Genomic DNA, 13,490 nt, shown 5'->3' on the forward strand with positions numbered 1-13,490 from the left:
GAAGTGTTGCGGTATTGAGGTTTTCGGGAGGTGGTTCAGGAGACGCCGAGCTCGCCGGAGAGAACGAGCACGGCGGAGCCGAGCAGCACGGCATTCTCGTGGAGGGTGGACAGGCGCAGCTCGAGGGCGTGCCCGACGACCGGCAGCACGCGCCGGCGCACCGCTGTGGCGGCCGCATCGAGGAAGGCGCCACCGAGCAGGTCGGGCGGGCCGTTGAGCACGACCTCGCCGAGGTCGAGCGTGCTGATCACCGGGGCGAGCGCGATGCCCAGGCTGGTGCCGGCCTTGGAAATGGCCTGCTGCCGCTCGATCTCGGGAAGTTCGGCGAGCCGGGCACGGAGCCGGGGCACCGACAGCATGCTCTCCAGGCAGCCGGAGCGGCCGCAGGCGCAGGGCGGCCCGGGATCCTCGATGATCAGGTGCCCGATCTCACCGGCGGCGAAGCGGTCCCCGCGCACCAGGGCACCGTCGAGCAGGATGCCGGCACCGACACCCAGGCCGACGGTGAGCACCAGGACGCCGCTGCGGGTGGCGCCCCCGAAACTGTGCTCGGCGAGTGCGGCGGCGTTCGCGTCGTTCGCGACATGGACCGGGCGGCCCAGACTCTCGTTGAGCAGGCGGGCCAGGGGCATGCCCGACCAGCCGAGGTTGGGGGCGCTCAGCACGGTGCCCTCGGGGTCGACCACGCCCGGGCTGCCGACACCGATGCCCAGCACCGGCCGGCCGGCCTTCTCCACCAGCTCGCGGGCCAGATCGAGCGCGACCTGGGCCGCGCCCTCGCCCAGGCGGCCGTCCCGGGGGGCCTCGGCGGTCACCAGCACGGTGCCGGCCAGGTCGAGCACGGCGCCGCGGAACATCACGTCGCGCGACAGGTCGATGCTCACGATGTGGGCGGCGGAGGGATCGAAACCGACCATGGTGGCCGGTTTTCCGACGCGCGCACCGGCCCTGGGGCCGAGTTCCACGGCCAGGCCCTCGGAGATCAGCTCGCTGACCAGCGCGCCGATCGTCACGGGGGTCAGCGAGGTGACCCGGGCCAGGTCGGCGCGGCTCTGCGGGCCGTCGCTGTACAGCGACTGCAGCACCAGGGACCGGTTGTAGACCCGCGCCTGGCCGGGCATGACCTTGGTGGTCGGCCGGAGGGCTCGCCCCGGGGTGGCTGGCATTTTTTTAGTGAAGCGTCTTTATAAAACGGCGTCAAGAGCTCACGGGGCCCCAAACGAGTTCATTGTCCGTGGTTGGCGATTACACAGCGAGAGCACAGAAACAGTGTGTGACCGTTGGGGTGGGTTCGCCGGGCGGACGGCGACGGGGGTCGGCCCGTCGCCGTCCGTGGCCTCAGCCTGCCAGAGACCGGCGGTCTGTCAGAGGGCGGCCTGGATCGCCTCGGACAGCGACGTGGTCGGGCGGCCCAGCAGGTTGGACAGGTCGCCGGTGCCGACGTGCAGCTCACCGTCGCGGATTCCGCGGTCGCAGTCGGCCAGGATCTCGGCGAACGGGCCGGGGACGCCGACGCCGGCCAGCATCTCGGCGTACTTGTCGGTGGGGAGGTTCTGGTACCGGACCTCCTGGCCCGACTGCTTGCTCAGCTCGGCGGCGTACTCGGTCATGGTGAACGCCTCGTCGCCGCCCATCTCGAAGACCTCGCCGCCCTTGCTGCTCAGCAGCGCCTCGACGTCGGCGGCGGCGAAGTCGGCCCGGGTGGCGGCGCTGACCCGGCCGCTGCCCGCGGCACCGGCGACCACGCCGCGCTCCAGGGCGCCCGCGATCTGGTCGGTGTAGTTCTCCAGGTACCAGCCGTGGCGCAGCAGCACGACCGGCAGGCCGGAGGCCTTGAGCGCGGCCTCGGTGGCCAGGTGGTCGGAGGCCAGCTTCATCGTGGTGCTGTCGGCGCCCGCGATGCCGGTGTAGGCGATCAGGCCCACCTGGGCCGCCTTGGCCGCGTTGACGACGTTGTTGTGCTGCGGGATGCGGCGGCCGGCCTCGCTGCCCGAGATGAACAGGACGCGGTCGGCGCCGGTGAAGGCGGCGGTCAGGGTCTCGGGCTTGTCGTAGTCGATGACCTGCACGCGCACGCCCTGCCCGGCGAAGTCGCTGAGCTTCTCCACGCTGCGGCCACCGGCCACGATGTCGGCGGCCGGGACACCCTTCTTCAGCAGCTCGGTGAGGACGAGGCGGCCGAGCAGTCCGGTGGCGGCGGTGACGACGATGGTCATGGGTGATTCTCTCCCTGGCTGGGTGGCTTGTCGGGATGGTCAAGACAGCTGCTGCCTGCATACTTCCCGATCCACAGTACCCACTTTCAGGTAAGGTACTGGCCAGTCGGAAAGTGATGAGGTGAGCGCGCATGACGGTCGGCACGCAGGCTGCGGCCGAGCTGGAGCAGATCTTCCCGGGCGGTCTGTTCCCGTCCGGTTGTCCCAGCCGCATCGTGCTGGACCACGTCACCAGCAAGTGGGGGGTGCTGGTGCTCGTCTCGCTGTCCGGCCGCACACTGCGCTGGGGTGAGCTGCGCCGCGCGGTCCAGGGGATCAGCGAGAAGATGCTCGCCCAGACCCTGAAGACGCTCGAGTCCGACGGGCTGGTGTCCCGCGAGGCCCTGCCGGTCATCCCCCCGCACGTCGAGTACAGCCTGACCCCGCTGGGGGACGAACTGGTGACCCTGCTGCGTCCTCTGCTGCTCTGGACCGCCCGCAACGCCGACAGCATGCTCGGCCCCCGCTGACGCCGGGGCACCGGATGTCGACCTGAGTTTGCCCGGGGTAGGTCATAGGGTTGCGAGCAGCCCAGATCGGGCGGATCAATGAGATGGGACAGGTGACCTGCGTGAGCGAGATCTCGGTCGTTCTGGAGCGAGACGTCGTGGCCCCGCCGGACGTCACGTTCGACGCCCTGGCCGACTACACGATCATGCGGCCGAAGGTGCTGCCGGAGCAGTTCACCGGTTATCAGGTGACCGCGGGCGGTACCGGTGAGGGCACGCGCATCACCTACGACCTGCACGCCACCAAGAAGCGCACCCGGCACGTCGAGGCCGTCGTCACCGAGCCGCCGGCCGGGCAGCAGCTGCTGGAGTCCGACACCGGCTCCACGCTGCGCGTGCTCTGGGACGTCGCGGCCGCCCCCGGTGGCAGCAAGGTCACCGTGCAGGTCAGCTGGCAGGGGGCCGGCGGTGTGAAGGGTTTCTTCGAGCGCACTTTCGCCCCGGGCGGTATCCGGCGCATCTACGGTGCGGAGCTCGACAACCTGCAGCAGCAGATCGCGGCCGACCCGTCGTGAGCACCGACGCTCCGCGCGACGTCGTCGCAACGGTCTCGGGTACCGCGTCGGCGCAGGCCGCTCCCGACCGGGTGCGACTGCACCTGCGGGTGCGGGTGGCGGAGGCGTCGGCCAAGGGCGCCACCGACACCTTCGCGACCGCCCTGGCCGCGGCCCGGGCGATGCTCGACGAGCTCGGGTGCACCTACTCGGTGGGCTCGGTGACGTCGTGGGAAGGCGGTAAGGAACGTCGCTCCCGGCACCAGGTCTGGAGCGATCTGGTGGTCACCGTCGACGACCTGACCGTACTGCCGCGTCTGGTCGAGCAGGTGCTCGAGGCCGACCGGCTCGAGGTCGGTCATCTGCAGTGGCAGCTCAGCAACCTGCGCGAACTGCGCCGCCAGGCCCGGGTGAAGGCGATCGCCGACGCCCGCGAGGCGGCCGACGACTACGCCGCCGCGCTCGGGCTGCGGGTGGAGCAGGTGCTCAGCGTCAGCGACCCGGAGACCAGTGGCATGCACCCGATGGCGGGCGGCCCGATGTTCGGGATGCGGGCCCGCGGCGCGGGGGCGGCGGAACGGCCCGAGATCGACCTCAGCAACACCGAGCCGGTGCGGGTCGAGGGCGCGGTCACGGTCTCGTTCCTCCTGGCGGGCTGATCAAGGTCACGGTACGGTCGCGGCAGAACATGTCACCACAACTCCCATGGACGGGGTCGGAACATGACTGAGAACGTCGACTACAAGGCTACTTTCGACCTGATCGACGTCGACCACGACGGCCTGATCTCGGCCGCGGAGCTGAAGAACCTGATGGTCGCGCTGGGTGGCGAGGTCAGCGACGAGATGGCCGAGCACGCCGTCACGGTCATCGACACCGACGGCGACGGGCTGGTCTCCCTGCCCGAGCTGGCCGACTACCTCGGTGAGAACACGCCCAAGTCCTGAACCCGTTCGAGGGGGCCGCGCCGCGGCCCCCTCGAACGGTGGTGCTCAGGACGCCGCGGCGTGAGCCCGGGCCTGCTGGAGATTGGCCAGCACCGTGTCGAGAACCGGCTTGTAGACGTCCGGCTCGGTGTCGGTGAGCTTACTGACGATCGTCGCCACCTCCTCGAGCGTGCCCACCGCGGCGGCGATCTCACCGGCCCGCACCTGAAGGGTGGCGAGGTTGTTCAGCGCCACGGCCAGTGGGTCGCGGTGCGGCTCCGGGTCCTGCACCGCCAGCATGCGCACCGTCGTGACCGCCTCGGTCATCGCCTCCAGCGCGCCGGTGTGGTCGCCCATCCGGAACCGGATGATGGCCTGACCGCCCAGGGCGCTCGCCGTCGGCAGCATCGCCTGGTCGGGCACCACGCCCTGCAGGAACGTGTAGATCTTCACCGCCTCGTCTACGGACGTCAGCGCGGCCTCGTCGTCACCGGCCGCGGCCTGCTGGTCGGACATCGCCGTCAGCGCCAGCGCCAGGTTCGGCATGCCGATCGCCTGGTCCTTCTCGGTCACCTGACGCCAGATGCCCGTGGCCTCACCGATGGCCTCCAGGGCGGCCTGCGACCCGTCCGTGGCCGCCAGCACCAGGCTGCGGCTGTAGAGGGCGTTCGCCAGGGCGTTCAGCGACGCGGCGTCGTCCTGGCCCCCCTGGCTGTCCTGGCTGTCCTGGCGCCGCAGGTCGATGGCTTCGTCGATGGCCGCCAGGGCCTCCTGCGCACGTCCGGCGTCCGCGTGCTCGGCGAAACGCTCCTCCAGGATGCGTGCCTGCTCGAGATCCCGCTTGCCCACCCGCGCGGCTCCTTATTCACATTGATCAGGGGGGACAACGTATCCGGACGAGTGGGACAAGTGTCAAAAAGTGACGATGCGTGAGCTGTTTCGGACTCAGCGGTGGGCCTTGAAGACCCAGGTCCGCAGCAGGGTGAAGCGCAGCGCGGTGGCGAGCAGGCTGGCCAGCACCAGCACGGTGATCTCCACGACGTGGTGCACGGAGCCGGTCACCGATCCCAGCAGTGCCAGGGAACCGCTGGTCAGGAGCAGGGTGAGCAGGAAGACGGCCATGCCCTGGAACTGGTGGCGCCACCAGCGGTGCGGGCCGTGCACGCCGAACGTCAGGCTGCGGTTGGCGGCGGTGTTGCCGACCGTGGTGATCAGCAACGCGACCAGGTTCGCGGCCTGCGCCCCGATCCCGTAGCGCATCAGGGCGTAGAGGATGACGTACGCCACGGTGCTCACCAGGCCGACGGTGGCGAAGCGGATGACCTGCCCGGTCAGGCCCGGCGGCACGCCGTCGGGGTCGACCGTGCGGCCGGTCGCCGAAATTGATCCAGCGGTCCGGCCCGGGGAATGAGTGGGCCGCAGCTCGGCCCGGATGCCGGCCAGGGGCAGCTCGCCGGAGGTGAGGGCCCTCGCCACCCGGGCCACACCCTTGAGGTCGGCCGTGGCGGTGGCGACGATGTCGACGCGGCTGTCCGGGTCGTCCACCCAGTCCACCGGCACCTCGTGGATCCGCAGGCCACTGCGCTCGGCGAGGACCAGCAGCTCGGTGTCGAAGAACCAGCCGGTGTCCTCGACCAGGGGCAGCAGGCGCTGGGCCACGTCACCCCGGATCGCCTTGAAACCGCACTGCGCGTCGGTGAATCCGGCGGCCAGGGTGCCGCGCAGGATCAGGTTGTAGCAGCGCGAGATCAGCTCGCGCTTGGTGCCCCGCACCACCCGGGAACCACGGGCCAGACGGCTGCCGATGGCCAGCTCGGAGTGCCCCGACAGCAGCGGCGCGACGAGGGGGAGCAGTGCGGTCAGGTCGGTGGAGAGGTCGACGTCCATGTACGCGAGCACGGTGGCGTCCGAGGCGCTCCAGACGGCCCGCAGCGCCCGGCCGCGGCCCTTCTGCTCCAGGTGCACGGCCTCCACCTCGCGGTAGCGCGCGGCCAGCCGGGTCGCGATCTCGAAGGTGGAGTCGACACTCGCGTTGTCAGCGATGGTGATCCGGAAGCGGTAGGGGAACGTGCTGCTCAGGTAGGCGTGCAGGCGCTCGATGCAGGGCTCGATCCCCGCTTCCTCGTTGTAGACCGGGACCACGACGTCCAGGGCCGGTACGAGCACGGGCTGGTGATGGGGCTGGGTCGCGCCGGCAGCCTCAGCAACCGGGCTGTCCGGGCTGCCCTGGCTGCCCTGGCTCTGGAACGTCTGGATCGCGGTCATGGTGGCAACCCTGTCGGCCGACGCTGGTATGTCGGTGGATCCCGGCTAGGCGTCTGCTGTGAGGGATTTCGGTGACTACGCGTCATGCTCCGCCGTTCGGGTGAACCGGCGACCGGCACGCTCACTGCGCTCGAACATACGTTCGATATTCGCTACCGTGAGGTTCGCGGGTCGAGTTCGTTATGTCGGTATTGAGAAGATAACTGGAGAGAGTCATGCCCAGCGTGCCTCGGATTCGCCGCGCCACTCCGCACGGTCAGGTCCACCGCTTCGAGAAGGGGGAGGGGTTGCCGGTCGTGGCGGTCATCCGCTGGCACCACGGCATCAATCGCACCGTGCCCGCCACCGCCACCGCCTGGACCCGCGACGCCGTGGAGATCAGCTGGGAGCCGGACATCGGCGGGGGCCTGCGCTCCGACTGGGTGGCGGCCGGCGACGTGACCCGCGAGATCGATCTGCCGGATCTCGCGGACGACACCGCGCTCCCGCCGCACACCATCTCGGGTCAGTCCAAACGCCGCTGGTGAGAGGGCGTCTCAGGTCGACAGGACAGGTGGGTCCCAGCCGAACAGGTAGTCGCCGCCGGTGATGAGCACCAGGGCCTGCCAGGTGATGAACGTCGGCAGTCCCCAGCGCAGCCATTTCTCCGCGCCACCACCGGAATTGAGCCCGAGGCCGGCGTAGGACCACCAGGGGGCCATCGGGATGCCGGGCGGGCGCTCGCCGAAGATGAAGTCGGCCAGCAGATGTGACGCCCAGCCGAGGATGAGGGCCCACAGCGCCCAGGCGGCCTCCGGCGGGACGAACACGAGCACGGCCACGGAGAGCAGGGCCGGGATACCCCACCAGTGGGTCAGGCCGCGGTGCCCGCCCGGGACCCAGTGCAGCCAGGACTGGTCGGCGTCCGGGCTGGTCCAGCCCGCGGCCGAGGCTGTCCCGATCACGGCCGACGCGGCGGCCTGCCAGAGGGGTGCCCCCGTGGCGGTCGACGTGGCGATGCTCACGGAGGCGGCGAAGAGTCGGTGCGTGCTGCCGTCCATGCCTAGTCGGTATCACGAAGAGACAGAGACCAATGGGGGACGCGCGCACTGGGCAAAGGTGACTTTTCTCCCGCGGGTGCCGGGTGGGGCCGATCGGGGATACTGCCGCGGTGTCCATCGAGCCGCCCGACCCGACCGGGACGACCACGTCCACCCCATCGTCCACCGACTCGTCCCCTGCTGTACCCGACCCCTTCTCGTCCACCCGGCCATGGGCGATGCAACTGGCGATGAGGGACGAACGGGCCTCCCGGCCCGCGCATCTGGCGGTCTGCGAGGCGGCCGCGAGCGCGGTGGTGAGGTTGCTGACCGACCCGCGCAGCGCACCGGGTGGTGAGTGGTACCCGTTCGTGCACCACTGGGCGTCGGGGCCGATCCGCAAGGTGGTGCGCCGGGGTCGCGGGGTCACTTTCACCCGGATCCAGGAGCTTGCCGGGGCGGAGGTGGAGCACGCCGGGGCACAGGTGCGGGCGTTCGTGCCGGGCCCGGTCGACCAGGTGCCCGCGGCGCTGGCCAAGATGCAGGTGGGCGGCACCGACATGCCCGAGCGGGGTGAGCCGTCGGCCCCGGTCGAGGGCGGGATCACTGTGGCCCTGACCCCGCTCACCCCGATGACGACGGGCAAGTCGGCGGCGCAGAGCGGTCACGCCGCGCAGCTGGCGCTGGGGGAGATGACCGGCGACGAGCAGTTGCTCTGGGAGAAGTCCGGCTGGGCGGTGCGGGTGGTCACCCCCGACGCGGCGGAGTGGGCGCAGGCCGTCCGCACCGCCCGGGTCGCCGTGCGCGACGGGGGTTTCACCGAGGTCGCGCCGGGGACCCGGACGGCGCTGGCCTGGTGGTGACCCGACCGGCCCGGTAGCGGTGGGTGCCGCTGAAGAGGCCGTGGATGCTCCGCTGCGCGTGGGCCGTCACGACGGGCTCGGCGTCGTCGCTCACCGCGGCGTTCTCGAACTCGTCACCGGACGGAAGGGCCGCGGTGAGGGCGGGGGCCGGTGTGCCCCGGGCCGGTTGTCCGTGATCTTCCATCACGGCAGGTCAACGGGCGAACGTCCGCCCGGTCCGGGCGTTCTCCTTCCTCCGGCGGCCCAGCTGGTCCAGCAGCACCACGGCCAGCACGACGAGCAGCCGGTCGGGGCCGGGCATCACGCTGCGGAAGGCGATGTCGTAGCGGATGATGCCGCTGCTCCCGCGCTCCACGCCGGCCAGCATCCGCCCGTCGTCGGCGGCGTCGAGCAGTTCGTACCGGGGGGAGGACCAGGCCCCGCCGACCAGGCACAGGCGGCGGCCGGTGGCGTTGGCGACGCGGATGCGCGGGGCCAGAAGGGTCTCGTCGTGCACGACCGCGCCGATACCCGCACCGGTGTGGCGATCGGTCACGTCGAACCGGGCCGGGCCGGCGAAGGCGGCCGAGCGCAGCAGGCCGGCCTCGCCGTGGCCGCCGGCGTCGACCAGTTCGTACGGCACCGGGGCCAGGGGGCCGAGGAGCTTGTTCGCCCGCGAGGGCCGGCGCTCCAGCTTCGCCAGCACGGGCGACCCGCCGGTGGGGAGGACCTCGAACTCGTGCCGGTGCATGTCCTGCGCGTCGACGTCGGGCCGGGACACCGTGAGGTGGTGGGTGCTCTCCAGCGTGGGCAGCAGGTGTCCGTCACCGGAGCTGAGGGTCTGCGGGGCCCCCGGCGCCCGCCGCCCGATGGTCCGGGTGGCGGGGTCCGGGGAACCCCGGAGCGGTTCGCCTCGATCCGTCATGGGAGCGAGGCTAGCCAGGGACCTCGGTCCCGGTCTCAGTGACCCCTGGAGACCCAGGCGTCGTAGTCCTTCGACTCGGTGCCGATCGAGGTGGAGTCACCGTGACCGGTGAGCACCTCGGTGTCGCCGGGCAGCGTCAGCAGCCGGGTCCGGATCGAGTCCAGGATCACCGGGAAGCTGCTGAACGAGCGGCCCGTCGCGCCCGGCCCGCCGCAGAACAGCGTGTCGCCGCTGACCAGGGTGTTCAGCGCCGGCACGGACAGGCAGACCGCGCCGGGGGAGTGCCCCGGCGTGTGCAGCACCTGCACGGAGGTGCCGGCCACCTCGAGCGTCTGGCCGTCGGCCAGGGCCTTCGGCTCGTGGCCCGGGTGCACCACGTCCCACAGCATCCGGTCTTCGGGGTGCAGGTGCACCGGGGCGTCCCCGGCGACCTCGAGAGCGGCGTTGATGTGGTCGTTGTGGCCGTGCGTGCAGACCACACCGACCAGCGTCCGCGAGCCGATCGCCGCGACGATCGGCGCCGCCTGGTGGGCCGCGTCGACGACCAGCACCTCGTCGTCGTCACCGATCAGCCAGACGTTGTTGTCGACGTCGAAGTCCTGGCCGTCGAGCGAGAACACCCCGCTGGTGACGACCTTGTCGATCCGCAGCCGACCGCTCACAGCACGACCACCGAACGCAGCACCTGGCCGGTCTTCATCTTCGCGAAGGCCTCCTCGACACCGTCCAGCGCGATCGTCTCGCTGACGAACTTCTCCAGCGGCAGCCGGCCCTGCAGGTGCAGGTCGACCATCGTCGGGAAGTCGCGGCCGGGCAGGCAGTCGCCGTACCAGGACGACTTCAGCGACCCGCCCCGGCCGAACACGTCGGCCAGCGGGAGCTCGAGCTTCATCTCCGGGTTGGGCACGCCGACCAGGACGACGGTGCCGGCCAGGTCGCGCGCGTAGAACGCCGTCCGGTAGGTCTCCGGGCGGCCGACCGCGTCGACCACCAGGTCGGCGCCGAAGCCGCCGGTGAGGGCCTGGATCGCCTCGACCGCGTCGGTGGCCTTCGAGTTCACCGTGTGGGTGGCACCGAACTCGGTGGCCCACTGCAGCTTCGTGTCGTCCACGTCCACGGCGATGATGGTGCGGGCCCCGGCGAGCCGGGCCCCGGCGATCGCGGCGTTGCCCACGCCGCCGCAGCCGATGACGGCCACGGTGTCGTCCCGGCCCACGGTGCCAGTGTTCAGGGCCGCGCCCAGGCCGGCCATCACGCCGCAGCCGAGCAGACCGGCGACGGCCGGACGCACGGCCGGGTTCACCTTCGTGCACTGGCCGGCGGCGACCAGCGTCTTCTCGATGAACGCCCCGATCCCCAGTGCGGGGGAGAGCTTCGTCCCGTCCTCCAGTGTCATCGACTGGGAGGCGTTGTGGGTGTTGAAGCAGTACTGCGGGCGGCCCCGCAGGCAGGCCCGGCAGGACCCGCAGACCGCACGCCAGTTCAGGATCACGAAATCACCGGGTGTGACGTCAGTCACACCCTCGCCCACGCTCTCGACCACGCCCGCCGCCTCGTGACCGAGGAGGAAGGGGAAATCGTCGTTGATGCCACCCTCGCGGTAGTGCAGGTCGGTATGACACACCCCACAGGCCTGGATCTTCACCACGGCCTCGCCCGGACCGGGATCCGGCACGATGATCGTCTCGACCGACACCGGCGCGCCCTTTGCCAGTGACACCACTCCACGCACCTGCTGCGACATACTCGTCCGGCCTCCTGTTGTCCGTGTGACTCCGTGAGCGACCTTATGCGCTCCGGACGTCATGGCGGCAGAGGCGGTTGCGAAGGGTGCTCCGGGTTGCGCTATTCGCACCGAAAAGGCACTGAGCCACGGATGGCACGGTCCGCCGGTGGTCTCCGGCGATCTCCGCTGATCGGTGGAGGGCGGTGACCCTGGCGGCGGTGGGCCGACTCGGGCACAATGATCCGCGACACGCGTCCGTGTGGACAGGTGCCGATGGTCCAAGTCCCGAGCTGAGGTCGTTGGGGAAGACGAACCTCAAACCGGGTCGAGGAGGGCCAGATGTCGGGTGCCATCACGCGAGGCGTGCTGTTTGTGCATTCCGCGCCGAGCGCGTTGTGCCCACATGTGGAATGGGCAGCGGGCGGCGTACTAGGGCTGCGCTTGTCGCTGGACTGGATCGAACAGCCGGCGGCGCCAGGGTTGTACAGGACAGAGCTGTCCTGGCAGGCACCGCAGGGTATGGGTGCACGGCTGACGTCAGCTCTGCGTGGCTGGGCACATCTCCGGTTCGAAGTGACTGAAGAAGCTAGTCAGGGGGTAGACGGCGGCCGTTGGAGTCATACCCCTGAACTGGGCATCTTCCATGCCGTGACCGATGTCCACGGCAATGTCATGGTGCCCGAGGACCGCATTCGCGCCGCGATGGAGATCGGCCACGCCGACCCCCTGCTCATGCAGCGCGAGCTCGACCTGGCCCTGGGCCGGGCCTGGGACGACGAGCTGGAGCCCTTCCGCTATGCGGGGGACGGCGCACCCGTGCGCTGGCTGCACCGCGTCGGTTAAGACACCACCGCACCACGTACGAAGGGCCGGTCCCCAACCCGGGGGGACCGGCCCTTTTCACGTGCGTCCTTCATCTGTCGTGATCATGCGACCCCCCGGCCTTCGGCCGGGGGGGTCGCATGATCACGGCGGGGTTCTTCTCAGCTCGCGCTGCGGAAGGCGAGAGCCACGTTGTGACCCCCGAACCCGAAGGCGTTGTTCACGGCCACCCGGTCACCGCTGGGCAGCTTGCGCGGTTCCCTGGTCACCACGTCGAGCGTGATGTTCGGGTCCTGGTTGTCCAGGTTGGTGGTCGGCGGGGCGATGCCGTCCCGCACGGCCAGCAGCGTGAAGATCGCCTCCAGCGCCCCCGCCGCGCCGAGCAGGTGCCCGGTCATCGACTTGGTCGCGGAGATCGCCACCCCGTCGGTCGCGTCGCCCAGGGCCAGGCGGATGGCCTTGGCCTCGGCGACGTCACCGACCGGCGTCGAGGTGGCGTGCGCGTTCAGGTGCTGAACGTCGGAGGGGGCCAGGTCACCGTCTGCCAGCGCCGCGCGGATGGCCCGGGCCGCGCCCTTGCCCTCCGGCTCCGGGGCGGAGATGTGATAGCCGTCCGAGGTGACGCCGACCCCGGCGAGGATGCCGTGGATCGTGGCCCCGCGGGCCTTGGCGTGGGCCATGGACTCCAGCACCACGGTGCCCGAGCCCTCACCCATCACGAAGCCGTTGCGGTCGACGTCGTACGGGCGCGAGGCCCGGGTGATGTCGTCGTTCCGCTTCGACAGCGCCTGCATGGCCCCGAACGCCGCGATGGTCACCGGGTGGATGCAGCCCTCGGTGCCACCGGCCACGACCACGTCGGCCAGGCCACGGCGGATCAGGTCCGCACCCTGGGCGATGGCCTCGGCGCCGGACGCGCACGCCGACACCGGGGTGTGGACCCCGGCGCGGGCGCCGAGCTCCAGACCGATCGCGGCCGCCGGGCCGTTCGGCATCAGCATGGGCACGGTCAGGGGGAGGACCCGACGCGCGCCCTTCTCGTTCAGCGTGTCGTACGCCTGCAGGGTGGTGTAGAGCCCGCCGATACCGGAGGCCATGCACACGGCCAGGCGCTCCGGCTCGACCTCGGGGGCGCCGGCGTCGGCCCACGCCTCCCGGGCGGAGATCAGCGCGTACTGACCACTGGGGTCGAGCCGCTTGATCTCCTGCAGGGTGAGCTTCTCCGTGACCGGCTGGGCCAGGCGGCAGGCGAACTCGACCGGTAGCGTCGGATACCGTTCGAGCCAGGCCGCCTCGAGCGCACGGGCGCCGGAGCTACCCGCGAGCGCCGCCTCCCAGGTGGTCTTCACATCGCCGCCGAGAGGGGTGGTGGCACCCATCCCGGTGACGGCGATCTGCCTGTCGACTGAACCTGTCATGAGAGGTCAGGCCTTGGCCGACTCGGCGTTGCTGATGTAGTCCACGGCGTCCTTGACGGTCTTCAGACCACCCACGGCCTCGTCCGGGATCTCCACGTCGAACTTGTCCTGCGCGTTCACGACGATCGTCATCATCGACAGCGAGTCGATGTCCAGGTCGTCGGTGAAGGACTTCTCCAGCTGCACGTCGCCGGCCGGGATGCCGGTCTCCTCAGCGACGAGCTCGGCGAGTCCGGCGAGGATCTCGTCCTGGGTGTGAGCCATGGTTCTTCTCCTATGTGTGGGGTGT

At 70.7% G+C, this 13,490-nt stretch carries 17 protein-coding genes; 7 read left to right on the plus strand and 10 right to left on the minus strand.

Annotated features, from left to right (window positions below):
• Nucleotides 1-35: 35 nt before the first annotated feature.
• Nucleotides 36-1,166, minus strand: coding sequence for an ROK family protein (locus tag LR393_RS15465; protein ID WP_231484618.1), 1,131 nt, complete (start codon nucleotides 1,164-1,166; stop codon nucleotides 36-38).
• A gap of 198 nt (nucleotides 1,167-1,364) precedes the next feature.
• Nucleotides 1,365-2,216: an SDR family oxidoreductase gene (locus LR393_RS15470; protein ID WP_231484619.1), complete on the minus strand. Its 852-nt coding sequence runs from the start codon at nucleotides 2,214-2,216 to the stop codon at nucleotides 1,365-1,367.
• 131 nt (nucleotides 2,217-2,347) lie between these two features.
• Here LR393_RS15470 and LR393_RS15475 point away from each other — a divergent pair, with 131 nt between their 5' ends.
• The 4 genes from LR393_RS15475 to LR393_RS15490 all read left to right on the plus strand — a co-directional run bounded on the left by LR393_RS15475 (nucleotide 2,348) and on the right by LR393_RS15490 (nucleotide 4,205).
• Nucleotides 2,348-2,725 (plus strand): winged helix-turn-helix transcriptional regulator, encoded by a 378-nt coding sequence (locus tag LR393_RS15475; protein WP_231484620.1) that lies wholly within the window; start codon nucleotides 2,348-2,350, stop codon nucleotides 2,723-2,725.
• Between the two features lie 101 nt (nucleotides 2,726-2,826).
• The gene (locus LR393_RS15480) at nucleotides 2,827-3,279 is read left to right on the plus strand and encodes an SRPBCC family protein (RefSeq protein ID WP_231484621.1); all 453 of its coding nucleotides are present in this window, start codon (nucleotides 2,827-2,829) and stop codon (nucleotides 3,277-3,279) included.
• Nucleotides 3,276-3,917, plus strand: coding sequence for an SIMPL domain-containing protein (locus tag LR393_RS15485; protein WP_231484622.1), 642 nt, complete (start codon nucleotides 3,276-3,278; stop codon nucleotides 3,915-3,917). Before LR393_RS15480 ends, LR393_RS15485 begins: the two co-directional genes overlap by 4 nt.
• Before the next feature lie 63 nt (nucleotides 3,918-3,980).
• Entirely contained in the window at nucleotides 3,981-4,205 is a 225-nt protein-coding gene (locus LR393_RS15490) for an EF-hand domain-containing protein (RefSeq protein ID WP_231484623.1), read from the plus strand.
• A gap of 45 nt (nucleotides 4,206-4,250) precedes the next feature.
• Here the strand turns inward: LR393_RS15490 and LR393_RS15495 are convergent, their stop codons facing one another.
• Together LR393_RS15495 and LR393_RS15500 are read right to left on the minus strand one after the other, a co-directional pair.
• Complete coding sequence (locus LR393_RS15495; protein ID WP_231484624.1) at nucleotides 4,251-5,033, minus strand: tetratricopeptide repeat protein; 783 nt, start codon at nucleotides 5,031-5,033, stop codon at nucleotides 4,251-4,253.
• Nucleotides 5,034-5,129: 96 nt separating this feature from the next.
• The gene (locus LR393_RS15500; protein ID WP_231484625.1) at nucleotides 5,130-6,449 is read right to left on the minus strand and encodes a bifunctional glycosyltransferase family 2/GtrA family protein; all 1,320 of its coding nucleotides are present in this window, start codon (nucleotides 6,447-6,449) and stop codon (nucleotides 5,130-5,132) included.
• A 215-nt stretch (nucleotides 6,450-6,664) separates the two neighbouring features.
• Between LR393_RS15500 and LR393_RS15505 the strand changes: the two genes are divergently transcribed.
• Entirely contained in the window at nucleotides 6,665-6,976 is a 312-nt protein-coding gene (locus tag LR393_RS15505; protein ID WP_231484626.1) for a hypothetical protein, read from the plus strand.
• Between the two features lie 9 nt (nucleotides 6,977-6,985).
• Here the strand turns inward: LR393_RS15505 and LR393_RS15510 are convergent, their stop codons facing one another.
• Nucleotides 6,986-7,489 carry a metal-dependent hydrolase gene (locus LR393_RS15510; protein ID WP_231484627.1) on the minus strand — a complete coding sequence of 168 codons (504 nt, stop codon included), beginning with the start codon at nucleotides 7,487-7,489 and terminating at the stop codon, nucleotides 6,986-6,988.
• A gap of 110 nt (nucleotides 7,490-7,599) precedes the next feature.
• On the opposite strand from LR393_RS15510, the gene LR393_RS15515 reads away from it, so the two are divergent.
• Complete coding sequence (locus tag LR393_RS15515; protein WP_231484628.1) at nucleotides 7,600-8,331, plus strand: aminoacyl-tRNA hydrolase; 732 nt, start codon at nucleotides 7,600-7,602, stop codon at nucleotides 8,329-8,331.
• Between the two features lie 193 nt (nucleotides 8,332-8,524).
• On the opposite strand, the gene LR393_RS15520 is transcribed toward LR393_RS15515, so the two are convergent.
• From LR393_RS15520 to LR393_RS15530, 3 genes are read right to left on the minus strand one after another with little or no spacing between them, the layout of a single operon-like run.
• Complete coding sequence (locus LR393_RS15520; RefSeq protein WP_231484629.1) at nucleotides 8,525-9,235, minus strand: hypothetical protein; 711 nt, start codon at nucleotides 9,233-9,235, stop codon at nucleotides 8,525-8,527.
• Nucleotides 9,236-9,270: 35 nt separating this feature from the next.
• Nucleotides 9,271-9,897, minus strand: a complete 627-nt coding sequence (locus tag LR393_RS15525; RefSeq protein ID WP_231484630.1) for an MBL fold metallo-hydrolase — start codon at nucleotides 9,895-9,897, stop codon at nucleotides 9,271-9,273.
• Complete coding sequence (locus LR393_RS15530) at nucleotides 9,894-10,979, minus strand: S-(hydroxymethyl)mycothiol dehydrogenase (RefSeq protein WP_269327304.1); 1,086 nt, start codon at nucleotides 10,977-10,979, stop codon at nucleotides 9,894-9,896. The genes LR393_RS15525 and LR393_RS15530 overlap by 4 nt, the downstream gene beginning before the upstream one ends.
• 321 nt (nucleotides 10,980-11,300) lie before the next feature.
• On the opposite strand from LR393_RS15530, the gene LR393_RS15535 reads away from it, so the two are divergent.
• Nucleotides 11,301-11,804, plus strand: coding sequence for a DUF3145 domain-containing protein (locus tag LR393_RS15535; protein WP_214157210.1), 504 nt, complete (start codon nucleotides 11,301-11,303; stop codon nucleotides 11,802-11,804).
• A gap of 140 nt (nucleotides 11,805-11,944) precedes the next feature.
• On the opposite strand, the gene LR393_RS15540 is transcribed toward LR393_RS15535, so the two are convergent.
• Both LR393_RS15540 and LR393_RS15545 read right to left on the minus strand, forming a co-directional pair.
• Complete coding sequence (locus LR393_RS15540) at nucleotides 11,945-13,201, minus strand: beta-ketoacyl-[acyl-carrier-protein] synthase family protein (RefSeq protein WP_231484632.1); 1,257 nt, start codon at nucleotides 13,199-13,201, stop codon at nucleotides 11,945-11,947.
• Nucleotides 13,202-13,207: 6 nt separating this feature from the next.
• The gene (locus tag LR393_RS15545; protein WP_231484633.1) at nucleotides 13,208-13,465 is read right to left on the minus strand and encodes an acyl carrier protein; all 258 of its coding nucleotides are present in this window, start codon (nucleotides 13,463-13,465) and stop codon (nucleotides 13,208-13,210) included.
• Nucleotides 13,466-13,490: the final 25 nt, after the last annotated feature.

This window comes from Kineosporia mesophila (genome assembly GCF_021129235.1).
Lineage (GTDB): Bacteria > Actinomycetota > Actinomycetes > Actinomycetales > Kineosporiaceae > Kineosporia > Kineosporia mesophila.